Below are 24,021 nucleotides of genomic sequence, written 5' to 3'. Positions count from 1 at the left end.
TCCCCCGCCGTCAGCCGGAGGCGAAGCCCATGTCAGCCCCCGCGTCCTCTCACCAGGCCTCCGGTCCCTCCTCTCCCCACGAGGACCCCGGCGCCCCTCCTGCCTCTTCCGTAGCCGACGCCCCCGGCTGTACAGCCGCATCGGTCGAGAAGAGCCGGGCGGGCGCCGGGCTGCCCTCGGCCCTGACCGACCCCACGGTCCTGCGCAGCCTCATCCGCTCCCTGCCCGCGACGCCCTCCCCCGGTTCGGCGATCCCCGCCTCCGACCATGAAGGGAAGAGCCCCCATCGTCGGAAGCGGGTGCCTCAGCCGTACAAATCGACGTCGATCACGACCCCCTGGAATGACACACTGAGCCCTATGTCCAGCCAGCTGCCAGCCCCTCAGCCCGGCCGTCCAGCCACCGACACGCCCACCGAGGACGACGTCGAGCTCCAGCCCGAGCCCCGGGGCCCGCTGCGCACGATCAGCCAGTGGTACCACCGCCATCCGACGATCGCCGATATCTCCATCGCTGCCGGCATCGTCGCCTACACCCTCATCATGGGCGTCACGCTTCTCCTGCGGCCGAGCAACCCGGTGAAGGCCTACCCCATCCTGCCCCTGGCATTGATCGCGATCGCGCTGATGGGGACCGCGCTGTCGTTTCGCAGACGCTGCCCTGTGTGGAGCTGGACTGCGATACTCCTGATCCCGGAGATCTATCAGTTCGCAGTCCTGCGAGTCTTCCACCTCACTGCGGAGCAGCTGCTGTACGCGGCCGTCGGCGTCAGTGGCATGGGGCTGATATCAGTCCCCATCGGCTTGGGAACGGTCACCTCGCACCGCCGGCCGGCTGTTGCATGGACCGCGGGGACGGTCTCCCTAGTGGTGCTCGTGCTGGACGTCATCCTGACAAATCCTGGCCTGACACTTGAGGAGATCCTGCGCAACACCGCCATTATCCTTCTCCTGCTCCTGGTCAGCATCCTGGTCGGTTTCAACGCCCGCTCCGCCCGTCTGAGGCTCAAGGCCATGGAGCTCCGCTCGGCCCGAATGGCCCTGGCCAGCGAGCAGGCAGTGCTGCTGGCGGCCGCCGAGGAGCGCAGCCGCATCGCCCGGGAGATGCACGACGTCGTCGCCCACTCCCTGGCCGTCATGATCACCATGGCCGACGGCGCCGCCGCCATCGTGGAGCGCGATCCAGCCACGGCCAAGCAGGCCATCGAGACCCTGGCCGAGGCCGGACGCAGCGCCCTGGCCGACACTCGCCGCCTGGTGGGGGTCCTGCGGGAGGACCCCTCGGTGGCAGCAGAACAGGCCCCGCAGTCCCCGGAGCCGCCTGCACCCTCGGGGGAATCGCCGTCGTCGGCCCGCCAGCACGAGGTCCGCGACCTGCCGGTGCCCGAGTTCGCCCCCCTGGGGACGGTGACGCCGGTCGAGCCCAGCGTCCCCATCGCCAACCTGCGCCAGCAGGCCACCGACGGCGCGGGCGACCGCTCCCGCGGAGACCTGCCCCTGGCCCCCTCCCCCGAGCAGGCTGACATCACCGAGCTCGTCAAACGCTTCGTGGCGGCGGGGGTGCCGGTCACCTACCGGTGGGTGGGTGCGGCGCTCCCAGCGGACAAGGCCCTCCAGCTCACCGTGTTCCGCATCGCCCAGGAGGCCCTGACCAACGTGCTGCGCTACGCACCGACGACACCGGCCGTCAGCGTCGACGTCGAGCGGCACATCGGCACCGTGGTCCTCACCGTGGACAACGAGGCCGCCCCCGGCACGCGCCCGATGCACGGATCCGGCAAGGGGCTGATCGGCATGCGCGAACGCGCATCGGTCTATGGTGGGACCGTACAGGCCGGCCCGACTCCCACGGGTTGGCGAGTCCGCGCGGTCCTGCGCTGGGACGAGCATGACGAAGGGACTTTCTCATGGCAGACGCCCCTGTGAGCGGCGACCCTCTCCAGCCTGGAGGGTCGGAGCACCCCGGCGAGGTCAGCGGCCCGGTCAGCGTCGTGCTCGCCGACGACCAGGCGCTCATGCGCATGGGCTTCCGCATGGTGCTGGAGGCCGAGGAGGACATCACCGTCGTCGGCGAGGCCTCCGACGGCACCTCCGCCCTGGCCCAGGCCAGGGCCCTGCACCCCGACGTCATCCTCATGGACGTGCGCATGCCGGGCATGAACGGCATCGAGGCCACCGAGCGCATCGCCCAGGAGTGCCCGGGCACGCGCGTACTCATCCTGACCACCTTCGACCTGGACGAGTACGCCTTCGCCGGGCTGCGCGCCGGAGCCTCCGGCTTCCTGCTCAAGGACACCCGGCCCACCGAGCTCGCTGAGGCGATCCGCACCGTGGCCTCAGGGGAGGCGGTCGTCTCGCCGCGCATCACGCAGCGGATGCTGGAGATGTTCGCCGCCTCCCTGCCGAGCTCGGAGGCGCCGGAGCAGTCCTCCTCGGATCCGCGGATCGAGTCACTGACCCCGCGCGAGAAGGAGATCCTCGTGCTCATGAGTCAGGGCATGTCGAACGCGGAGATCGCCGCGCACCTGGTCGTCTCGGCCACCACCGTCAAAACCCACGTGGGCAACGTGCTCGCCAAGCTCGATGTGCGCGACCGGGTCCAGGCCGTCGTCGTCGCCTACGAGACCGGCCTCATGGCCTGAGGGACCACCGTCAGCGGGGGGCGTGGAGGCGCTGCTGGGCGTCGTCGAAACCGAGAGTGACGACCTGCTCGACGGCGTCGGCGGCCTGCTCCAGGGTGACGCCGAGGTCGGCGCGCTCACGGCCGGGGAAGTCGGACAGGACGAAGTCGGAGGGGTCCTGGCGGCCCGGCGGGCGGCCGATGCCGACGCGCAGGCGCGCGTAGTCCTTGGTGGAGATGGACTTGCTGATGGAGCGCAGGCCGTTGTGACCGCCTTCGCCGCCGCCGCGCTTGAGGCGCAGCTCGTGGGCGGGCAGGTCGAGCTCGTCGTGGATGACGAGCAGGCGGCTGGCGGGGTCGATCCCGTAGTAGGAGACGAGCCCGGCCACGGGGCCGCCGGAAAGGTTCATGAGCACCGAGGGCTCGACCAGGATGACGCGGGGGCCGGGGGCTCCGCCGGGCATCATGCCCAGCCTGCCCTCGGCCACGCGGGCGCGAGCCTTCTTGTGCTGGGAGAACCGGGACCCGGTGCGCTCGGCCAGGACGTCAAGCACCATGTAGCCGACGTTGTGGCGGTTGCGGGCGTACCGGGTCCCGGGGTTCCCCAGCCCGACGACGAGCCAAGCCTCACTCATGCGCCCCACCCCGGGGTAAGCCCGGCGCGGGCGGCACAGGTGGTGCGGGAGGCGCCTGCCGGCAGGTCGTCATGGCTGGGCATGTCAATCACGCGCGATTCACTCGGCCTCGGCCTCGGCGTCGCCCTCAGCGGGGGCGTCCTCGGTGACCTCGGAGGCGACGGCGTGCTCGTTGGCCACGTTGACCACGGCGGTCTCGGCGTCAGCGACGGCCTCGACGCCCTTGGGCAGGGTGATGTCGGCAAGGGTCAGGACGGTGCCGGCGGCGACGCCGGTGACATCGACCTCGATGGCCTCGGGCACGGAGACGGCCGGGGCGGAGACCATGACGGTGGCGGCCTCGATCATGTGGATGGTGCCGGGGGCGGCCTCACCGATGACGGTGACCGGGACCTCGACGTCGACGCGCTCGTTGCGGTCCACCAGGAGGAAGTCGACGTGCTGCACGCCGGGGCGGATGGGGTGGCGCTGCACGTCCTTGGCCAGGGCAAGGAGGGTCTCGCCGCCGGCGACGTCCAGCTCGACCAGGGCGTTGTCGTTGCTGCGCAGGGCCAGGCGGGTGGCGTGCTCCTCGAGCAGGAGGTGGCGGGGCTCGGTGCCGTGGCCGTAGACGACGGCGGGGACCTGGCCGGCGCGGCGGGCCTGGCGGGCCGAGCCCTTGCCGAACTCGGTGCGGTCCTGGGCCTTGAGGGTGATGGCATTGTTGGCCATGTGGCTCTCCTTGCGGATGAGGCGGGGCCCGGTGCCCCGCGGCTGATGGTGGTCCGGCTGGGCGCGACGACGCGCAGTACCGCCAGGTACCACCACGTCGATCACGGATGCACGCCGTGCTGGCGCGTCCCTCGCCGGGGCAACGTGGGCAAGACTACGGCATGGGCGGGGCGCGCGAACAGCCGCGCAGCCGGTGAGGCGCCCCACCTGGGGGGTCCGGTGGGCTGGCAGGCCGGCAGGGCCAGGCACAGGCAATGAGCCCCTGCAAGACCGGACCGGCTCGCGCGGTCGATCCTTAGGTCGCGCGGTCGAGGGTTGAAGGCACGACCTCGCGACCTACCCTACGATGGCGCGGGCCGCAGGCCTGCAGCCGCTCAGCCGCGTCACGTATGCCATTCCCTCGCGATGAGGATCAGGAGGTTGACGTCAGCGCAGATGGCGACCTGCTCGGTGTCAAAGGAGGGCGACTCGAAACGGCTCGGGTCATCCTGCATCATGTGCTCGATGTCGAGGATCGCATCGGCCTTCTCCTTGGGGACCGTGGTGAAGACCTTTCCCTCGGGGACATACTGGCGCAGGTCGGGGTAGATCCCCGGGAGCGGATCGGCTTTCCCACTCGATGCCTCGGCAAGGGCCCGACTGCTGGCGGGATCGAGGGTCATCACCCCGTGCACCCATAGCGGGCGGTCCTGCGGGGGCAGGACCTCACGTTTCTCCTGCCAGTACTGCATGACCCAGTGAGCCGAGGAGATGGTGACGCCCGGCATGCGTCTGTCGAGGCGCCCCAGGTCGGTACGGATCTCCAGCGTCACGGGGACGTACTCGGCGAAGCTCGCGAAACGACCATCCGACGTCGGCGTCGCACTCGACCGCGACCGGCCGGCCTGCGCTGGGGCGCATCCACCCAGCGCCAGTGCCGCCCCGCCGGCGAGCCCCATGCCGACGACGTCGCGCCGCCCGTGCTCGGCCATGCCCGCCTCCTTCGCTCCCGCCTGCGACCAGGCCCGTCGCAAGACACCGCGGGTGCAGCGAAGACTACTCGCGCCGTGCAGCCGGAGGCCCGTGCTCGCGGCGGCCGGAGGCGGGCACTTGTCCCCATATCCCAGCCATGTGAACACTCAACGGGTGGGGAACTGAGATCATCCGCAGGACAACGGCCCCGAGCCCGCCAGCGCCTCACAACGCCGGCAGCACTCCCGCACCCGACTACCAGAGAGCAGACCATGAGGTACTTCGCCGAGTACATCGTCGGCAGGAACGGTCCCATCGACGTCTTCCTGCAGCCCCAGACCCCGCAGCTCGTCGCCGATGAGGTCGCCCGCAAGCTCACTTCACCCGCCTACCTGGACGGCACAAGGCACTTCGCCGTCGTGGTGTGGGCACTGCCCGAGGGAACGTCGCACATCGACGAGGTTCCGGAGTCCTCCCCGGCGCGAGCCACCTTCATCCAGTGCGGCGGCTCGGCGGCCGCCATGAGCGTTGAAATCCGCGTGACCCACGAGGACGACTCCTACGAGCACTACGCCGTGGCCCGCGAGCCCGTCGCCGACCCCGAAGCGTGGACCACGATCACCTGGGACAACGGGGGTCCCGAGCCCTTCTCCCTGCGTCTGCACCCCGAGGAGGTCTTCACCGGCGAGCAGGCAGCCTCCGTCTTCCGCGCCTACATCGAGGATGGTGCCCTTCCACCCGTAGAGCTCCTGCGCAGGCTCGACGTCTAACTCGCGCCGGCTCCGCGCGTTCGTACCGTAGGTGCCGGGATCGTACCTTCTACCCCTCGAACGCACGGGCTACCCTACGAACGCGCGGGTGCGGACTTCGGTCAGACCCGCAGCAGCTCCAGGCAGCGGCGCACGTCCTGGATCGGCAGCTGGCCGGGTGCGGAGGCCCGGGCCTGTCCCTGCTCGTCGGGGACGACGGCGAAGGTCAGCGCCGACCCGAAGGCCGGCGCCACGCGGCTGACCGCCCCGAGCGTCCCCATGGACATGGCCGCCACGGGCACACCCAGGCCGGTGCCCTCCCCCGCCCCCGCCGTGGCCCGCGCGCACACGCGCAGGAGGCGGGCGACGTCGTCGGCACCGGTGGGCCACACGGCGATCTTGGCCAGGTCCGCGCCCTCTCGGGCCATGCGGGCCAGGACCTCCTCGAGGGCCTCATCGGCGGGGGTGGCCTCGAAGTCGTGGAAGGAGGCGACGACGTCGATACCCAGTCCGTGGGCCTGTGCACAGATCTGAGGCAGGCATCCGCGCTGAACCTCGACGTCGATGGCGGCCGGGCGGCGCTCGGGCGCCCAGTCGGCGAGCCCGTCGAGGACGGAGCGCAGGAGGGAGCCGTAGGCTGCGTCATCCAGCTGGGCCCGGCCCCCCTCGGCGGCGGTGCGGCAGGTGAGCAGCAGGGGGGCGCCGGTAACGGCGTCAGCACCGTCGGCGGCAATGGCCTCCCCCAGCCCCCGCAGGCACTCCAGGACCTGGGCGGCGGCCGTGGCCGCGTCCAGCGGGGCGGGGGCGGCCAGGGCGCCAGCCTCCTCCAGCAGGTCGACGCGCAGCTCGAGGACATCGGCACCGGCGTCGACGGCGCTGCGAGCCTGGGTCCGCGCCTGGGCGAGGCTCGGCCCGGTCAGGGAGACGGCCACCGCGGGCAGGCCGCCGGGGCCGGGGACGCTGCGCCCGCCCCAGGTCAGCGACGTCGCGCTCACGCCGGGGTCCCTTCGGCCGGCCCCGACTCGGGCACGAGCGACAGGGCGATGCCGTCGAGGATGTCGTAGAGGCTGGTGGTGACCCGCGCCAGCGGGCGCCCGGCGGCGGTGGTCCGCTCCATGACTCGGGTGACGACCTCGCTCCACACGAGGGCGCCCGCGGCGATGACGTCGCGGCGGCCGGGGGCCAGGTAGCCCCAGGAGGCGCGCTGCTCGGGCGTGGAGTGGATGATCGCCTCGCAGGAGGCCAGGACCGCCTGCGGGCTCAGCTCGGCGCCGTTCAGGGCCTCCGGGTCGAAGGACTGAAGATCCAGGGCGTGGGCGGTGACGGTGGTGATGGTGCCGGCCAGGCCGACCAGCCGCCCCGGGGCGGACAGGTCGACAACCCGCTCGGCCTCATCGAGCAGGCCGCGCACCTCGGCCCGGGCCGCAGCCTCGGCCTCGGGGGTGACGCCGCCTGCGAGGAAGCGCTCGGTGATACGCACGCTGCCGGTGTCCAGGCTGATGGCGGCGCTGGGCTCATCCACGCCCAGGACCAGCTCGGTGGAGCCGCCCCCGAGGTCGACGACGAGCCGCGGCGCAGGTGCGCACTCGCCCGCCCCCGGCGTGCCCTCGTCTTCACCGGCACCCAGGAGCGAGCCGGTGAAGGACAGGCGGGCCTCCTCCTGGCCGCTGACGACCTCGGGATCAATGCCCAGCAGGCGCCTGACCCCGGCCACGAAGTCCTCGCGGTTGCGAGCATCGCGGGTGGCGGAGGTGGCCACGAAGCGCCGCACGTCGCCCCCGGGGGCGACGCCCAACTCGGCGCAGTCGGCGGCGTAGGAGGCCACGGCCGCCAGGGTGCGCTCCAGGGCCTCGGGGTCGAGCAGGCCGGTGCGGTCCACGCCCTGGCCCAGGCGCACGATCTCGTTGCGGCGGCGCAGCACCTCCAGGCGGGGGCGCCCGGAGTCGTCACGGTGGGCCTCGGCGATGAGGAGGCGGATGGTGTTGGTGCCGCAGTCGATTGCGGCGACGCGGGTCATGGCGGCGGCCTCCTGGGCTCGGTCGGGAAGGGAAGGAGCAGGGCGTCCCTGCCGCTCAGCAGGAGCAGCGCTCAGGATCCCACAGTCCGCGCTCGCGCAGGGCCTCCAGCGTGCGGTCACCGATGGGGTTGATGCCGGCTCCAGCGGCCAGGGTGTGCCCGAGCAGGGCGTGGAGGCACTTGACGCGCGTGGGCATGCCGCCGGCGGAGACCCCCTCGATCTCGGGGACCTGCCCGAGCTCGGCGCGACGGGCCAGGTAGTCGTCGTGGGCGGCGGCGTAGGCGGCGGCCAGCTCGGCGTCGTCGGCCAGCGCGGCGTTGAAGGTCTCCATGAGGTGCTCGGCCTCCAGGGTGGAGCAGCCCTTCACGGCGGCCGGGTGGGTGAGGTAGTAGCTGGTCGGGAAGGGGGTGCCGTCGTCGAGGCGCGGGGCGGTGCGCACCACGGTGGGGCGCCCGCACACGCAGCGGGCCGCGATGGCGACGACTCCGCGCGGCACCCTCCCCAGCTGCTCGGCCAGGGCCTCGAGGTCGGCCGACGACACCGGCTCCTGCATCTGGGGCATGGGGCTCACGGGGTCTCCTTCGTCTGCGGGGTGGTGGCCGGTTTCGGCGTGGTCTTGGGCGGATCCGACGGCGCCTGGTTGGGCTCCCCGGTCGGCAGCTCCTTCTGGGCGGGGTTGAGGGTCTTGCCGTCCGCCCCACCCTTCGATCCTGCCGGCGCGGTGCTGTTGGCCTGGCCGGCGGCCCGCGAGGAGTCCCGGAGCTCCTCGTACCAGGGGGCGTCCTGAGCGCCCGGGGTGGCCCCGCCGCCGGCCTCGGTCTCCTTCATGGAGTCAGCGCCGACGACGACGTAGCTGGTGTCGCCGGGCATGACGTAGCCGAGGCGCTCACGCACCTGGGAGCGCACGTAGGTGTCGTCCTTCCACTGGGCCAGCTCGTTCTCCAGGGTGGTGGAGGTGTCGGAGGCCTCCTTGATCCTGTCGACGACAGCGTCGTACTGGGCCTGCTGGGACAGGTAGGCGCGCAGGGAGGTGAAGATGACGACGAAGGCCAGCAGGCACACGACCGCCAGGATGACGACCCTGGGCGGCAGGGTCCGCCCGGGCACCGTCGTCGGCAGGCCCCGGGGCCGGGAGGCGGCCGAGCCGGAACCGGCCCCGGCCGCGGAGGCCGCCCGCTCGGCCGGAACCTGACGGGGCCGGGCGCCGCCGGCGACACGGCGCGTCCCGGACTGGCTGGAGGAGGGGCGGCGTGGAGTCATACCGGCATCCTGCCTCACCGGGGGCCGCACGAGGACGCACCCCACCGGGCGCGTTGCTCACGCCCCACTCATCACTCGCCCCCTGGTGGACGCGCAACAGCACCGTCCCGTAGACAACGCTTCGGGGCAGGCGGGAGAACCCGTCTGCCCCGAAGCGGTGGGGTGCGTCGTCGTCGAGTCGCGGCTGAGGCGCCGCGTCAGTCAGCGGCTCGACGCCGGCTGGTCGCTGTCAGGCTCAGGCCTGGAAGCGGGGGAAGGCGCCGGCGCCGGCGTAGACCGCGGCGTCGCCGAGGGCCTCCTCGATGCGCAGGAGCTGGTTGTACTTGTTGACGCGCTCGCCACGGGCGGGAGCGCCGGTCTTGATCTGACCGGAGTTGGTGGCCACGGCCAGGTCGGCGATGGTGACGTCCTCGGTCTCACCGGAACGGTGGGAGGTCATCGTCTTGTAGCCGGCGCGGTGGGCCATCTCGACGGCCTCGAGGGTCTCGGTCAGGGAACCGATCTGGTTGACCTTGACCAGCAGGGCGTTGGCGGCGCCGAGCTTGATGCCCTTGGCGAGGCGCTCGGGATTGGTGACGAAGAAGTCGTCGCCGACGATCTGGACCTTGTCGCCGATCTGCTCGGTGAGGTGCTTCCAGTCGTCCCACTCGTCCTCGGAGAGCGGGTCCTCGATGGAGACGATCGGGAAGTCGGTGATGAGCTGCTTGTAGTACTCGACCATCGAGGCGGTGTCCTGGGCCTCGCCCTCGAACTGGTAGGTCTTGGTCTTGTCGTCAAAGAACTCCGAGGAGGCGACGTCCATGGCCAGGGCGACGTCCTTGCCGGGCTTGTAGCCGGCCTTCTCGATGGCCTCGACGATGAGCTCGAGAGCCTCGCGGTTGGAGTCGAGGTTGGGGGCGAAGCCGCCCTCGTCGCCCAGGCCGGTGGACAGGCCGCGCTCCTTCACGACCGCCTTGAGGGCGTGGTAGACCTCGGCGCCCATGCGCAGGGCCTCACGGAAGGTGGGAGCACCGATGGGGGCGATCATGAACTCCTGGATGTCCACGTTGGAGTCGGCGTGGGAACCACCGTTGAGGATGTTCATCATGGGCACGGGCAGGACGTGGGCGTTGGGGCCGCCGACGTACTGGAACAGGTCCAGGCCGGCGGACTCGGCGGAGGCCTGGGCGGCGGCCAGGGAGACGCCGAGGATGGCGTTGGCGCCGAGCTTGCCCTTGTTGGGGGTGCCGTCGAGCTCGATCATGAGCTGGTCGAGACCGCGCTGGTCGGCGGCGTCGAAGCCGATGACCTCGGGGGCGATGATGTCGTTGACGTTGTCGACGGCCTTCTCCACTCCCTTGCCGCCGTAACGGCTCTTGTCGCCGTCGCGCAGCTCAACGGCCTCGAAGGCACCGGTGGAGGCGCCCGAGGGGACGGCGGCGCGAGCGGAAGCACCGTCCTCCAGGAGGATCTCGACCTCAAGGGTCGGGTTGCCACGGGAGTCGAGGATCTCGCGGGCGTGAACGTTCTCGATGAGGGCCACTTGGTGCTCCTTGCTGAGGGGATCGTGATGCGGTCGTCGGCGTCGGGCACGCTCGCGCGCGACTGCCGAATGCAGGATCAGCCTAGCGGGCCGACTCCCCCACCACGAGGGCCATGGTCCTGAGGATTGCACAGTGTTCACGCCCGGCGAGAAGACTGGACGACGGCGGTCCCTGGGTTCCGCCGTCGTTCTGGGGGCTCTGTGCGGCCCTACTGGCCGCTGGTCTCGGGCCGCTCGGCGCCCTGGCCGGCCTCGCCCGCAGCGCCGTCGGCCTGACCGGTGTGGCCCTGCCCGTCGGTCTGGCCGGAGTCGGCGGGCTGCTGGCCGCCCTGCTGAGGAGCCTGTTGCTGAGGCTGCTGCTGGCCACCACCCTGCTGCTGGGGAGCCTGTTGCTGGCCGCCCTGCTGCGGGGCTTGCTGTTGGGGGTCCTGCTGCTGTTGCTGGGGGGCCTGCTGCAGGCCACCGCCGAAGGGGTTGTTGCTGGCTTCCAGGCGGGGATCGGTCCGGGTCAGCCAGGCCTGAGCCTTATTCGAGTAGCGCGGGGAGATGTCACCGTCCAGCGTGCCGCGAACCTTGTCCAGGTCGGCGAGCACGACCTTCCCCTGCTGCCCAGCCTGCTCCGGGTGCTGAGAAAGCTGCTGGTACTGGCCGTTCAACAAACTCGCCCGCAGGTAGGTGAGCGTTTCCGGCTTGCGGGGCTGGAAACCCAGCCGCTCCTTGACCAGCTGCACGATCTGCGCGTCAGTGACAGTCAGGCCATGGGCCTGGCCGACCTCAACCAGGACAGGGGCCTGAAGGAGGCCGTTCACGATCTCAGACCGATTCACGCCCTGACGCACCAGGTTCTCCCAACCGAGTGCGGAGTCCAGCTCCTTGACCACGACGTCGACGTCCTTCTCACTGACGACCACGGAGTGGCGGGCCCCGTCCAGGCCGGTGTAGTGCATGTCGGCCACCTGGCCGGGGTGGTCGGAGCAGCCGGCGAGCGCCCCGACGGCGAGGAGGAGTGCAGCGCTGGCGGCGAGGACGCGCGTACGTGCGGCAAGGCTTCGGGTCACGGTCTGCTCCTGGAAGGGGACGACGCCGGAGGGCGACATGGTGTCACAACATTTCTGCCCCAGACCCTACCGTTCCGCCTGCGACGACGCACGCAGCCGGTGCTCCGCCACCCGCCGACGCGGCTCCGGCCGTACTGCACGAGGGTCGGGCGCTACTGGAGGAGGGTCGGGTGTATTCCAGGTAGCTGGGACCTTCGTGCAGTAGGCACAACTAACGGCCACTACATCCCCACCCTCGTGCAGTGACCAGCGGTTGCGCGGGCGGGATCGGCACGGCACCGTAGATATAGGTGAGATACGGGAGACAGAACGACTGACCGGCCGCGCTCTCATCCCACGTCTGCCACCTGCCCGTCAGCATGCGGGGCGGCCGTCAAGGAGGTACTCGCTCATCAGCCCACCCACCAAAGTCACCGGCTGTGAGGATCGCAGCCCGTCCACTCCCCGACTGGCGAGCACAAGGGACAGATTCCTCCCTCACGCCGGCAGATCGGCAGACGGGGCACTGTCAGTCGCCTACGGGATGCTGGTTGCCTTTCTGGCTCTGGCGGTGCTGTGGTGGGGTCAGACCCGGTCAACCGCTACCTACGGCATACCTGGGCCGACGACGACCCTCACCCTGTCCAGCTCCGCTCGCTCCGCAACCGAGGAACAGCAGCTCACGGCCGCCCGGCGACTGCGGGCACTTCTCACTGAGGAGGGCGTCAGTACGGTGAAGACCTCCCAAGGCGATGGTGACCCCATCCTCGTGGTCCTCGATCCCAAACAGCACATCGACTGGGCCGGCCCACTGAATACCGATTCGCGCCACGGTCTCTTTGTGATCCGCGGGACCTATTCGAGCACTGTGTGGAGGGCACGTGGACAGGCTCCGCTGGCACCTGCCGGACGCACCGTACTCGGCACCGTGAGCGTCCCGGGAGTCACGCCGTCGACCAGCAGTCTTCAGTTTGTGGAACCGCTTGGTAACGCGCCGTTGGGCACTGGGCAGCTGCTCCTGGGGACCACGGACCCGGCCTTGATCGCACGTGTCGGCTCTGTGCTGGAGGAGTCCGGGCTGACAGTCGAGAGCACCCGGCGGCAACCGGCACTGGTGTCCCTGGTGCGCGACTCAACAGTGGCCATGGCCGCACTGTTCGCCGCCCTGGGGATCGTCTGCACCGTCATGTCCCTGGCACTGTCACTGCCTGAGCAACGCGGAGAGATCCGGCTGCGTCGCCTGATCGGCGCCACCGAGGCGGCACTGGTCCGCGAGCGCTGTGGCCGGGAGCTGCTTCAGGTCATCGCGGGGACCGCAGTCGGAGCGTTGGGAGCAGGCGCTGCGACGGCGTTGGTGGCTCAGGCTACTCCCGCCCTGCCGGAGCTGGAGGTTCTGGCCGTGGGGGCGGTGGTGGGCGGAGCCGTGCTGTGGATGGCACGCCGGATCACCTTCGCCATCTGGTTGCATCTCGAGCTCAGAGGTGCCGGAGCATGATCCACACCGAGATCGCTGGCGCGCTGGGCACCGCATGGCGCCACCGTTGGAGCACCGCGGGTATCGCTCTCATGTTCACGCTGGTCAGCGTCATCCTCACCATGACACTGGCCGAGGTGATGACCCAGTCGTCAGTGGTGATGGCGGCCCAGCGTCTGCGCGAGCTCGACGCCACCACCTTCACGCCCTACTACCTCGGCGATCTGGACAACGATCCGAGTACTGGTTTGATGGAGGACCTGGGTGATCGCATCGCCTCAGGCTCCGCTTACACGATGATCCTCGGCAACGTGGAGGTCGGCGACCCCTCCTTCGCCGGAGGCAATCCAGTGGTGATCGTCGTCGGGCAGGCCGCTCAGAACGCCATGACCGGAGCCAGGCTCTGCTCGCCAGCGCCCTGCGCCATGGTTGGGGGTCAGGTCCCCCATCCCGTGGACGGACCGCTGCACGTCGGAGGTCGCAGCGTGCCGGTGGCAGGCAGAACGCCGTCGTCGGCCTCGCTCTTCGACCCCGCTGCGGTGGGGATCGACCTGGACAGATCGGTGCTGATCGTGTTGCCGCCCTCGAGCCTGGATCACCTGGATAGCACCGAGCAGGAGGAGGCCGTGTGGCGCACGGTTCTGCTCTCCGCCACCGACGACGACACCGAGCAGTTCATCACGGCTGCCAGGCAGGATCGGCTGGCCCTGGTTCCGCACCGGTTGGCCGCCGATCAGCCCGAGCGCTTCCGCAAGCTGGTGGTGTGGGCTGCCATGCACGGCGTCGGCTTGCTGGGGCTGACTGCCCTGGTCTCCATCGCCTACAGCGCCTCCATTCGGTCGGTGCTGCGACGCGAACGAGCCGACCTGCTGCTGCGTCATCTCTATGGCGCGACGTCGGCTCAGCTCACCATACGCCTGGCGGCCTTCCTGGCCGTCACCATGCTGGTGCTTCCGGCTCTGACGCTTCTTGCCTTGGCGGCCAGCACTCTGTTGAGGGGCGCCGCAGCGGCAGCCGGGAGCGCCCTCATCATCATCTACCTGGTCTTTCTCATGACTACAGTCCGCCGTGTGCGATTCGAGTTCGCGCGATCCGGGACAGTCCGATGACGCAGGCTTTGGAGCTGATCGAGGTCAGCGTCGATTACCACCGTGGCGGTCAGCCGGTCCACGCACTCGACTCGGCGTCGCTTGCCATCGGCCGATCCGAGTCGGTAGCGGTGATGGGGCCCTCCGGGTGCGGCAAGTCAACCCTGCTGGGCGTACTGGCACTGACGATCCCACCGACCTCCGGAAGCGTCCTCGTTGGCGGCGTCCCCGCTCCCTCCAGCCCGGATGGGCGAGCCCGGACCCGTAACCGCTTACTGGGCCTCATCCCTCAGAGCGGCGCGGTCATCGACCATCTGAGCGTGCTGGCGAACGTCTCTCTTCCCCTGGAGTACAGCAGGCCCCGCACCAGGCGCAGGGTCAGGCACGAGCGGGCCAGACAGGCCCTGGCCGACGTCGGGATCGGCTGGGCCGAGGCGACCACACCCCCGCGGCTCTCGGGCGGGGAGCGTCAGCGTGTGGCCGTCGCGCGAGCCCTGGTCAACCGGCCGCGCTGCATCCTGGCCGACGAGCCCACGGCGTCGCTGGACTCCGCCACCGCCCTGGAGGTCACGTCGCTGCTCATCTCCCAGAGCACCCGTCACGGCGGCAGCCTCATCATCGCCACGCACGATCCACGGGTGGCTGAGGCCTGTGACCGGGTCCTGACCATGCAGGACGGCCGGATCACCGGTTGAGGCGATCAAGCTCCCCTTGTCATTAGCACGTGCGTCAGCGGCGTTTGCGGTAGGTGGTGGCCTCGGTCTCGTAGGAGGTGTCGCCCTGGACGACGGCGCGCAGGAGCACCTCGGCCCACCGCACGACCTCCTCGCCGGACAGGGCCGCCCCGCCCATGCGGTTGGTGCCCGGGGCAGGCACCACGATGGTGCGCGTGGCGGGCTTCAGCACGGTCCCCGGGTAGAGGCGCGTGACCTTCATGCGCGCCGACTCGGGCAGGTCCACCGGGGCAAAGCGCACCGACTTGCCCTGGGCGACGATCTCGCGCACCCCCAGCTCGGCGGCCAGGGCCCGCAGGCGTGCCAGCGCCGCCAGGCGGGAGGTCGCCTCAGGCACGGGCCCGTAGCGGTCGGCCAGCTCCTCCAGGACGTCGTCGACCTGCTCCCCCGAGCGCGCCGCCGCGAACTTCGTGTACGCCTCCAGGCGCAGGCGCTCGTGGGGGATGTAGTCCTCGGGGACGGTGGCGTCCACGGGCAGCTCGATGCGCAGCTCGACGTCCTCCTCGTCGCCCTCCTCAAAGCCGATCACGTCGGCCCCGGCCTTCCCGGAGCGGGCCAGGGCCTTCTTGTAAGCGGCCACGGCCTCGGAGACCATGCGCACGTACAAATCGAAGCCGACCCCGGCGATGTGCCCGGACTGCTCGCCGCCGAGCAGGTTGCCCGAGCCGCGGATCTCCAGGTCCTTCATGGCCACCTGCATCCCGGCCCCCAGGTCGGTGTTGGTGGCGATGGTGCGCAGGCGCTCCAGGGCCGTCTCGGTCAGCGGCTTGTCCGAGGGGTAGAGGAAGTAGGCGTAGGCCCGCTCCCGGCCGCGCCCCACGCGCCCGCGCAGCTGGTGGAGCTGGGACAGGCCCATGCGGTCGGCACGGTCCACGATGAGGGTGTTGGCGTTGGACACGTCCAGCCCGGTCTCCACGATCGTGGTGCACACAAGCACGTCGGTCTCCTTGCGCCAGAAGGAGTCGATGACGGCCTCGAGCTGGTGCTCGTTCATCTGCCCGTGGGCGGTGGCCACGCGCGCCTCGGGCACCAGCTCGGCCAGGCGCGCGGCGGTGGCGTCAATGTCCTCGACCCGGTTGTGGACGAAGAACACCTGCCCTTCGCGCAGCAGCTCACGGCGGATCGCGGCGGAGACCTGCTTGGTCTCGTAAGCGCCCACATAGGTCAGGATCGGATGGCGGTCCTCGGGCGGGGTCGCCAGGGTGGACATCTCGCGCAGGCCGGTGACCGCCATCTCCAGGGTCCGCGGGATCGGGGTGGCGGACATGGACAGCACGTCCACGTTGGTGCGCAGCGCCTTGAGGGTCTCCTTGTGCTCCACCCCGAAGCGCTGCTCCTCGTCGATGATGACCAGGCCCAGGTCCTTGAACTTCACCTGACCAGTGATGAGGCGGTGGGTGCCGACGACGACGTCGACGCTCCCCTTCTCCAGACCCTCGAGCACCTTGGCGGACTCGGCGGCATCCTGGAAGCGGGACAGGGCCCCCACGGTCACCGGGAAGCCGGCGTAACGCTCGGTGAAGGTCTCGGCGTGCTGGCTCACCAGGAGCGTGGTGGGCACCAGGACCGCGACCTGCTTGCCGTCCTGGACGGCCTTGAAGGCGGCGCGCACGGCGATCTCGGTCTTGCCGTAGCCGACGTCGCCGCACACGAGGCGGTCCATCGGCTGGGCCTTCTCCATGTCGGCCTTGACCTCGTCAATGGTGGAGAGCTGGTCGGGGGTCTCGGTGTAGGGGAAGGCCTCCTCCAGCTCGGTCTGCCAGGGGGTGTCGGGGCTGAAGGCGTGACCGGTGGTGGCGGCGCGGGCGGCGTAGAGGCGCACGAGCTCGCCGGCGATCTCGCGCACGGCCTTGCGGGCCTTGGACTTGGTCTTGGCCCAGTCGGCGCCGCCCATCTTGCTCAGGGCGGGGCTGTCGCCGCCGACGTACTTGGTGACCTGGTCCAGGGCGTCGGTGGGCACCAGGAGGCGGTCGCCGGGCTGGCCGCGCTTGGAGGGCGCGTACTCGATGACGAGGTACTCGCGGGTGGCCGAGGAGCGGGCCCCACCCACGGTGCGCCGGCTCAGCTCGATGAAGCGCCCCACCCCGTGCTGGGCGTGGACCACGAGGTCCCCGGCGTGCAGGGACAGGGGGTCCACGGAGCGGCGGGTGCGGCGGGCCGGCAGGCTGCGGCGCTCGCGGGGGCCTGCCGAGGCCCGCCCGGTGAGGTCGGACTCGGCGATGAGGGCCAGGCGCAGGCCCTCAGCGAGGAAGCCATGGCCGGCGCTGGCCTGGGTGACGCGCACGACGCCGTCGCCGGGGCCCGCCGTCGGGGCACCGGCCGAGCCGTCGGCGTCATCAGAAACAGCGGCAGGGTCGGGGGCCCAGTCGCCGTCGCGGCCGAGTTCGCCGACCTCCGAGAGCTGGTCGACGATGCGGGCGGGGACGTCGCCGTCGCCCAGGAGCTGGGCCATGCGCCGGCCGGGTCCGGGACCGTCGGTAGCCACGACGACGGTCCAGCCCTGGCGGGCAAGCCGGCCCAGGTCGGCCACGGCCCGCTCGAGCTCGCCGCGGTAGGTGTGGGGGTCGCTGAGGTCCAGGCGGGTGGTCTCGGGGCCGGCGGCCAGGGCGGTGAAGGACCACCAGCCTCGGTTGGAGGACAGGGCCAGGGCCCGGGCCTCGGCCAGGTGGGCGAAGGCGGCGGCGGACAGGTCGACGGGAACCGTGCCGCCGGAGGCCGCTGAGGTCCAGGCGGCGGCGAGGAACTCGGTGGTGGTGGCGGTCAGGTCCTCGGCGCGCTTGCGCACCCGCTCGGGCTCCAGCAGCACCGTGAGTCGGTCACCGACGAGGTCCAGCAGCGGGACCATCTTCTCGACCAGGACCGGGGCGAGGGACTCCATGCCCTCCACGGCGATGCCCTGGCTGATCTTCTCCAGCATGTCGGCGGCGCCGGGGACGGCGGCGACCAGGGCGGCGGCGCGCTCGCGCACCGCGTCGGTGAGGACCAGCTCGCGGCAGGCGGTGGCGGTCACGGCGTCCAGCGTCTCAATGGTGCGCTGGTCGGCGACGGCGAAGGAGGAGACCTCGTCGATCTCATCGCCGAAGAAGTCCACGCGCACCGGCCGGGGCTCGGAGGGCGGGAAGACGTCGAGGATGCCGCCGCGCACGGCGTACTCGCCGCGGGACTCGACCATGTCGACGCGCGTGTAGGCGGCGGCCTCCAGGCGGCGGGCGGTCTCCTCCAGGCCGACGGCCAGACCGGGGGCCAGCTGGACGGGCTCGAGCTCGCCGAGCCCGGCGATGACGGGGGCCAGCAGGGCGCGCACGGGAACGATGAGGACGCGAATCGCCCCACCCTCCTCGGGGTGGGCCAGGCGTCGCAGGACCGACAGGCGCTGGGCGACGGTGTCGGCGCGCGGCGAGAGGCGCTCGTGGGGCAGGGTTTCCCAGGCGGGCATGACGGCGACGTCGTCGGCCGGCAGGTAGCTGCGCAGGGCCAGCGCGGTCTCCTCGGCCTCGCGGCCGGTGGCGGTGACGACGAGCAGGGGCGTGCCGGAGACCTCGGCGGAGCCGGTCGCCGGCGCGTCGCCGCCAGCGACCCTCTGGACGCCCTCCTCCCCCAGGGCCATGGCGGCCAGGACGGCGGGCCGGGCCCCCGGGGCGACGACGAGGCTGCGGTCGGTGCGCGAGCGGGAGGAGGCGGCGCGGACGGTGCGGGCGATGTCGGCGTCGGCGAGCAGCGAAGGCAGGAGCGCAGTCAGGAGCACGGCCGCGAGTGTACCTCGAATACCACAAAGCAGCGGGGCACTAATACCTTTTTCGCGTCCACGAAACTAGAGAAAATCACTCTCAAATATTATACCCCCATCTACATCCACGCACTCACCTCAAAATCCTCAAAAATCTACTTCGCCATCATCTTCGGCAGAATCAAACAAAGAAGCCCGGTCCTGAAAGGTTGCTGCGCAATCCTTCAGTAAGCGCACACTTTCCATGAGAGGTGGATACAGAGAATCCTGGAAGACTCCATCTTCCCACAACAACCTCCTAATTCCGGACTTAAACTCTGCCGGAACCCTTAAAGTCACTACAGAGGCCCTTGGCGACTTTGCAACTCCATTGAAGACTCTACCCCACTGATCTCTATATTCAAGTTTTGGAAACCAAATCGGAAGTGAAGACACATTCCGAATATCTATTAGGTTTACGTCATCGCAACTCACACCTAAGTGGGCCCCATCTTCAGGTAATCCCCCGACTATAAAATAACCTCTCTGAGAGATCATCCTCACATCAAAAAATGGGAAAAGTACCGGAAATACAGAGCTTCTCCACACACTTTCAATGAAAGCATCCTCCGCACCCTGCCACCAATTCAATTCAACATTAATTTCTGAATCGAAAGGGACTGAAGGCCGTGAATCTTGGTCCACAAAAATCAAGAAAAGACGGCCATCCTCCGAATCTAGCTCATTGCACGCAAAATACAGCGCCACCCGCCAATCTGTCGACATATCGATAAGCCTTGTTGGAACACCGTGATGTTGCAGAACCGCCAGCAATTCAAGAGGTGAAACCCCTCGCCCAATTCCAATGTGCGGAGAACGTGCGGTATCAATTACAATCCTCTCCGCTTCAGCCATCTCAAGCTCACTATCTACACCCAGATTATCGGTGGCATCAAGTAGGCGATATAAAGAAGAGGTCAACCCCCACTCACTGCATGCCTGCCCCCGAAAAAAACATACCTTCTCGTCTTTAGAGGAAGAACCACCAGGCTTCCCAACGCCCATACGAGAATGCCGGTATCGGGGTAGGCTCTTAAACTCTCGTTTTAAGTGCTCATAGAATGAGCGGGCGTCAAGCTGGTTAGAGAGCAACTCTCGCTCACCTAAAAAATCACTAACAGTCCATTCTGTCGTCACAGGAAATCACCTCTCTGGAATCTATGGCGCATTGACAACAGTGATGTTACACCAATGTCGATCTTACAGCAGCCCAGAAGAGATAGGACATTGAAAAGGCAGATCTTATGTGTGCCCACACTTACATAGAAGTTATTTTTCAATGCAGACAAAAGAGGCTACGAATTATCGCCCACTGTTACGTGGGTGAGTGCCCGGCGGGACCAGTCCCCGCTGCGGATCCGGTTCCAGGGGTTGGCGTGCCCGGCGACGACGCCCACGCCCCCACCCGTGGTCTTGTTGCGACTCTCCAGCAGGACGGAGACCTGCGCTGAGGCGGCCATGCCGGCGATGAGCCACACAACGGTGCCGATCTGGGTGATGAAGGCGACCGTGCCGTAGGCCGGAATGAGGCTGAGCAGGGCGATCTGCGCGGGGTTGGAACGCTGAACGACGGCCCGGAAGCCGTAGACCAGCAGCCCCACCATGATGAGCACCACGGGGAGCCAGCCGAAGCGCAGCGCGGTCAGCAGCAGGTGGTTGTCGATGGAGCTGTAGCCGCCCCAGGACACCGAGTCCCCTGACTTCTGGTAGACCGGGGACAGTCCCAGCGGCTTGAGCTGACGCACCAGGACGAGGATGTCACCGCGGTAGCCGGCCGAGTCCTCCTGCTCACGGCCGGCTGAGTCGAAGACGCCCAGGACGTAGGGCAGCAGCACGCTGCCCACGCCGACCAGCACCATGAGGAAGCTCATCCGCCACAGGGCGGGGATGTTGGTGTGCACCTGCATGAGGCTGAGGATGACGGCGATGACGGCGCAGGCGATCGCCGAGCGGGAGAAGGTCGGGATGGTCGCCCCCAGAACGAGGGCGCCGGCCGCGATCCGGTAGCCGGGCCTCCACCGCGTGGCCAGGATGAGGGGAATCCCGGCCGCCAGGCACACGCCTAGGGCGATGGGGTGGCCGAAGGCCCCCTCGACGCGGGTGAAACTGCCCCGAGCCAGGGGCGGGGCCCACTCCTCGTAGAGGTTGTTGTCGATGGTGATGTAGCTGAAGGGGTTGATGGTGGTGACGGCCTCGAACAGCGCCAGCACCGCCACCACGATCCACACGACCGCCAGGACCTCGGCCATGCGCCGCAGCCCGAGCCGCTCCACGAGCAGCCGTCCGGCGAGGTAGGCGGGCAGAGCGCCGAAGACGACGTCGGACAGGACGTAGTTGAGCGGCGAGCCCGCGGCGACGGACAGGCCCACCAGGCACCAAGCGGTGGCGACCATGAAGTCACCGCTGGTCAGCCGCCACGAGAAACCGGGCAGGAGGGCGACGATCACCAGGAAGCAGGCCAGGGTGGCCGGAGGCACATTGGGCTCGAAGGGGATCATCACCCACACCGGCACGAAGCCGATGGCGCCCATGACCAGGCCGGCCCCGACAATGGGGCGGCGGTGGATGCGGTCGGCCACGAAGATGAGGACCGCCAGACCGGCGGCCACCATGGGGAGGACGATGAACAGGGTCCTGACGAAGGACATCATTCCTCCCTTGTTCTGTCATGACCGCGGTGATGTCACGGTGGTCGGTAGGTGGTCGGTAGGTGGTTGATACGTGGCTTGTCGGCGGACGGCCGGTGGGGCGGCAAGCCGCCACAGGCTGCTGTGAGAAGTACCCGGGAAGATGCTGGAAGAGCCTCCGAGGCCCTGACCAAGGTCAGGAGCAACCGGAAGAAGTCCGACGTCGTCGCCCCGGCTGGGCCGACCCCGACGCCTTCTTCACTGCTGGTGCGGGGTCCTCGGACCCCTCGCCCGTCACACGGTTCCGGTGAAAGACTCACCACATCGCCCGCTCCCCCACGTCTGAGGATTCCAGGCGTGGCCGGGGGCGCAGCGAAGGCTACTACAGTCGCCGAGACCTAAGCGTGATCTTACAGTTAGGGTTGGGCCGTAGCCTTTCAGCATCCGCCGGGCCATGCGGCCCACGGTGCCCGACGGGCCGCCGGAACCGACCAGATCCAGATCATCCCCAGACCAGATGAGGAGCAGCGTGCAGCCGTCGCAGATCCTTCACGCCATCCGCAGGAACCTTGTGGCCTGCCTCGTCATCCTGCTCGTGTGCATCCTGGCCGGGCTGGGAGTGGCCTTGGCGACGAAGCCGGTCGCCGCGGCCACCACGACCCTGGGCATCCAGCCCAAGTCCAAGGAGACCCCGTCTTTCTCCACCCAGGCCAAGGACCTCATGCCGACCCTCGTGGAGCTCTCCACGAGCCCAAAGGTCCTCGATCCGGCGGCGGCCAACCTGAACATGGAGACCACCGACCTGTCGGACGCCCTGACGGTCACCAACCCGCCTGAGACGCTGGTCCTGTCCATCACCGCCAAGGCCAGCAGCAAGCAGAAGGCCGTCGACATGGCCCAGGCGACGGCCGACTCGCTCAACAAGGAGCTCACCTCCGGCGAGCTGCTGGGCAAGCAGGCCCTGGGCATGACGACGAGCACCACCTCGCCCGCCACGCCGGCCAACACCACCATGGAGCGACCCGGCGCCCGGGCCGCGGCGATCTCCGGACTGCTGCTGGGGCTTCTGGCCTCCGTCTCCTACGCGATGTTCCGTCACCGGCGCGACAGCGGCCACGGCGCCGACAGAGGCGCAGAGATCCACCCCGGGCGCACCGCGGCCACGCTGAGCGCCCTGAGGCAGAAGACCTCGGACCTGCTGCGACCGAGCCAGCCGCCCGCGCAGCCTCAGGTGCAGGCGCAGCCGCCCTACCAGTATCAGCAGCTCCCGGCCCAGTCTCCGGTCCCGGCCTCCCCCGAGGCCTCCGTCATCCCGGCCCCCGGCGCCATGGCCCCGCAGGCAGCCCCCGCCTCGATGCCGTCCCCCGCTTCCGCGCCCATGCTGCCGGGCTCGACGTCGGCCCCAGTACCGGCCTCTCAGCCGACGGCCTCATCAGCACCGGCCCCGACCTTCCCGGCCCCGCAGTCGCCCCAGTCGCCCCAGCAGACGACCGCGATGCCCGCGATCTCCGACTCCGCGAACCCGGCCGCCCAGCCGGTGCCCTCCGCCCAGGAGCCGACCCACGCCCCGGCGCCGCTGTCGTCGCCGGCCTCCCCGATGCCGACGTACTCCCCCGCCTCGCAGAGCCCCGTCTCCATGAGCGCGGCGCCGCTGTCGTCACCCTCGGCGGCCTCCGTCTCCGCTCAGTCCTCGGTACAGCCCTCCACCCCGGACCCGGCACACAGCTTCACCTCCGGCATCACCTCCGCCATGCAGCGCCAGCAGGCCGACCTGCCCGCCCCGGGCGCCTCGTCCGAGACCATCTCGGCCGAGACCATCTCGGCCGGGACCGTCTCGTCCCAGTCGGCCTCCGAGACCAGCGCCTCTTACAGGCACGCGCCGTTGCCCCCTCCGCTTCCCACCCCCGCCGACCTGACGGTGCCGGCCTCCCCGTCGATCGCTGTGCAGCCCTACACGGCCGCCCCGACTTCCGGGAGTCACCGTTTCCCGGGCGCACCCGACGGCCCCACTCGGCGCAGCACCGCCCTGCCCACCGGACAGACCGTCTCAGGCTCCTCAGCCTCCCCGGCCTCCTCCGCCCCCTCGGCGGGACCGTCCTACCAGTACCCGCCGGCTCCGACGTCGGCCCCGGCACCAGTCACCTCGTCTGCCGGCTCCCCTGCCTCCACCACGCCGGCCACCGGGCGCCGGCGCGTCTCAGCGCCGACGTCGAGCTCCGCGCCGAGCACGCCCGTCCGACGGCGCATCACCTCGCCCTCGGCGGATCGCTCGGTGTCATCGGCCGGCTGGCAGGATGCCTCCGCCCTGCCGACGACGACGGGCCGACGCCGGGCCCAGCCGACCTCGTCGGCCCCCGAGCCCCCGGCCGCCGCCGAGGTCTCACGCGTCGCGGCGCGCACGCAGGACTCGGCCTCCGAGACCGACTCCCCCTCCCCTTCGACGTCGATGCGTCAGCAGGCGCCCTCGCGCCGGCAGACCCTGGCTCGACGCCGGCGGATGTCCAAGCCGCGGCTGACTCTCGTGACGCCGCTGTCCGAGGAGTCCTCCATCGAGCAGACCCGCCATCTCACGCCGGTGTCGGCGTCAACGGGTGGACGCCACCGCAGTCCTGATCGGCCGGACGCCCCGCCGCTGCCTCCGCCGCCGTCGATCCAGCCCAGCCAGCAGATGGCCTCAGCGTCGTCGGCCTCCTCGGCCCGCCACACAGCCTCCGCCTCGGCTGCCTCTGCGGCCTCGGCCGGTCGCCGCAGGCAACCGACGCGCCGCTCCTGGTGAGCCGGCTGCCGGCACCAGCGTCAAGGGCGGGTCCGATGCTCAAAGCAACGGACCC

At 69.8% G+C, this 24,021-nt stretch carries 19 protein-coding genes; 7 read left to right on the top strand and 12 right to left on the bottom strand.

Features of this window, described 5'->3' with window-relative positions; genetic code table 11:
• Positions 1-29 precede the first annotated feature (29 nt).
• Positions 30-1,925 carry a sensor histidine kinase gene (locus FK267_RS04615; protein WP_373693219.1) on the top strand — a complete coding sequence of 632 codons (1,896 nt, stop codon included), beginning with the start codon at positions 30-32 and terminating at the stop codon, positions 1,923-1,925.
• Positions 1,907-2,641 (top strand): response regulator, encoded by a 735-nt coding sequence (locus tag FK267_RS04610; RefSeq protein WP_141406448.1) that lies wholly within the window; start codon positions 1,907-1,909, stop codon positions 2,639-2,641. The genes FK267_RS04615 and FK267_RS04610 overlap by 19 nt, the downstream gene beginning before the upstream one ends.
• 10 nt (positions 2,642-2,651) lie before the next feature.
• Here the strand turns inward: FK267_RS04610 and pth are convergent, their stop codons facing one another.
• The 3 genes from pth to FK267_RS04595 all read right to left on the bottom strand — a co-directional run bounded on the left by pth (position 2,652) and on the right by FK267_RS04595 (position 4,936).
• Complete coding sequence (gene pth / locus FK267_RS04605) at positions 2,652-3,254, bottom strand: aminoacyl-tRNA hydrolase (protein WP_141406447.1); 603 nt, start codon at positions 3,252-3,254, stop codon at positions 2,652-2,654.
• 99 nt (positions 3,255-3,353) lie between these two features.
• Positions 3,354-3,965: a 50S ribosomal protein L25/general stress protein Ctc gene (locus FK267_RS04600; protein WP_141406446.1), complete on the bottom strand. Its 612-nt coding sequence runs from the start codon at positions 3,963-3,965 to the stop codon at positions 3,354-3,356.
• 383 nt (positions 3,966-4,348) lie between these two features.
• Positions 4,349-4,936, bottom strand: coding sequence for a hypothetical protein (locus FK267_RS04595; protein WP_141406445.1), 588 nt, complete (start codon positions 4,934-4,936; stop codon positions 4,349-4,351).
• Positions 4,937-5,188: 252 nt separating this feature from the next.
• Here FK267_RS04595 and FK267_RS04590 point away from each other — a divergent pair, with 252 nt between their 5' ends.
• Entirely contained in the window at positions 5,189-5,686 is a 498-nt protein-coding gene (locus FK267_RS04590; RefSeq protein ID WP_141406444.1) for an NTP pyrophosphohydrolase, read from the top strand.
• Between the two features lie 101 nt (positions 5,687-5,787).
• On the opposite strand, the gene FK267_RS04585 is transcribed toward FK267_RS04590, so the two are convergent.
• The 6 genes from FK267_RS04585 to FK267_RS04560 form a co-directional block, all read right to left on the bottom strand.
• Positions 5,788-6,660, bottom strand: a complete 873-nt coding sequence (locus FK267_RS04585) for a type I 3-dehydroquinate dehydratase (RefSeq protein WP_141406443.1) — start codon at positions 6,658-6,660, stop codon at positions 5,788-5,790.
• Entirely contained in the window at positions 6,657-7,682 is a 1,026-nt protein-coding gene (locus tag FK267_RS04580; protein WP_141406442.1) for a Ppx/GppA phosphatase family protein, read from the bottom strand. The genes FK267_RS04585 and FK267_RS04580 overlap by 4 nt, the downstream gene beginning before the upstream one ends.
• A gap of 55 nt (positions 7,683-7,737) precedes the next feature.
• Positions 7,738-8,253 (bottom strand): DUF501 domain-containing protein, encoded by a 516-nt coding sequence (locus tag FK267_RS04575; RefSeq protein ID WP_198498131.1) that lies wholly within the window; start codon positions 8,251-8,253, stop codon positions 7,738-7,740.
• Positions 8,250-8,942: an FtsB family cell division protein gene (locus tag FK267_RS04570; RefSeq protein ID WP_141406441.1), complete on the bottom strand. Its 693-nt coding sequence runs from the start codon at positions 8,940-8,942 to the stop codon at positions 8,250-8,252. Before FK267_RS04570 ends, FK267_RS04575 begins: the two co-directional genes overlap by 4 nt.
• A 235-nt stretch (positions 8,943-9,177) precedes the next feature.
• Positions 9,178-10,464: a phosphopyruvate hydratase gene (gene eno, locus FK267_RS04565; protein WP_075375403.1), complete on the bottom strand. Its 1,287-nt coding sequence runs from the start codon at positions 10,462-10,464 to the stop codon at positions 9,178-9,180.
• A gap of 209 nt (positions 10,465-10,673) precedes the next feature.
• Entirely contained in the window at positions 10,674-11,561 is an 888-nt protein-coding gene (locus tag FK267_RS04560) for a hypothetical protein (RefSeq protein ID WP_141406440.1), read from the bottom strand.
• Between the two features lie 979 nt (positions 11,562-12,540).
• On the opposite strand from FK267_RS04560, the gene FK267_RS13395 reads away from it, so the two are divergent.
• The 3 genes from FK267_RS13395 to FK267_RS04545 are packed head-to-tail and all read left to right on the top strand — an operon-like array spanning position 12,541 to position 14,758.
• The gene (locus FK267_RS13395; RefSeq protein ID WP_170198591.1) at positions 12,541-12,996 is read left to right on the top strand and encodes an FtsX-like permease family protein; all 456 of its coding nucleotides are present in this window, start codon (positions 12,541-12,543) and stop codon (positions 12,994-12,996) included.
• Positions 12,993-14,084 (top strand): hypothetical protein, encoded by a 1,092-nt coding sequence (locus tag FK267_RS04550; RefSeq protein ID WP_141406438.1) that lies wholly within the window; start codon positions 12,993-12,995, stop codon positions 14,082-14,084. The genes FK267_RS13395 and FK267_RS04550 overlap by 4 nt, the downstream gene beginning before the upstream one ends.
• Complete coding sequence (locus tag FK267_RS04545; RefSeq protein WP_141406437.1) at positions 14,081-14,758, top strand: ABC transporter ATP-binding protein; 678 nt, start codon at positions 14,081-14,083, stop codon at positions 14,756-14,758. The genes FK267_RS04550 and FK267_RS04545 overlap by 4 nt, the downstream gene beginning before the upstream one ends.
• Positions 14,759-14,792: 34 nt before the next feature.
• On the opposite strand, the gene mfd is transcribed toward FK267_RS04545, so the two are convergent.
• The 3 genes from mfd to FK267_RS04530 all read right to left on the bottom strand — a co-directional run bounded on the left by mfd (position 14,793) and on the right by FK267_RS04530 (position 21,211).
• A complete protein-coding gene (mfd, locus tag FK267_RS04540) occupies positions 14,793-18,542 on the bottom strand; it encodes a transcription-repair coupling factor (protein WP_141406436.1) in 3,750 nt (1,249 codons plus the stop codon).
• Between the two features lie 129 nt (positions 18,543-18,671).
• Positions 18,672-19,700, bottom strand: coding sequence for an FRG domain-containing protein (locus tag FK267_RS04535; RefSeq protein WP_141406435.1), 1,029 nt, complete (start codon positions 19,698-19,700; stop codon positions 18,672-18,674).
• Between the two features lie 158 nt (positions 19,701-19,858).
• A complete protein-coding gene (locus FK267_RS04530; protein ID WP_141406434.1) occupies positions 19,859-21,211 on the bottom strand; it encodes a hypothetical protein in 1,353 nt (450 codons plus the stop codon).
• A gap of 508 nt (positions 21,212-21,719) precedes the next feature.
• Between FK267_RS04530 and FK267_RS04525 the strand changes: the two genes are divergently transcribed.
• Positions 21,720-23,966 carry a chain-length determining protein gene (locus FK267_RS04525; RefSeq protein ID WP_232622508.1) on the top strand — a complete coding sequence of 749 codons (2,247 nt, stop codon included), beginning with the start codon at positions 21,720-21,722 and terminating at the stop codon, positions 23,964-23,966.
• Positions 23,967-24,021 lie beyond the last annotated feature (55 nt).

Origin of the sequence: Actinomyces oris (assembly GCF_006546825.1) — a bacterium.
GTDB lineage: Bacteria > Actinomycetota > Actinomycetes > Actinomycetales > Actinomycetaceae > Actinomyces > Actinomyces oris.
The sequence above is the reverse complement of the archived record's forward strand: the minus strand, read 5'-3'. Positions and strand labels throughout refer to the sequence as shown.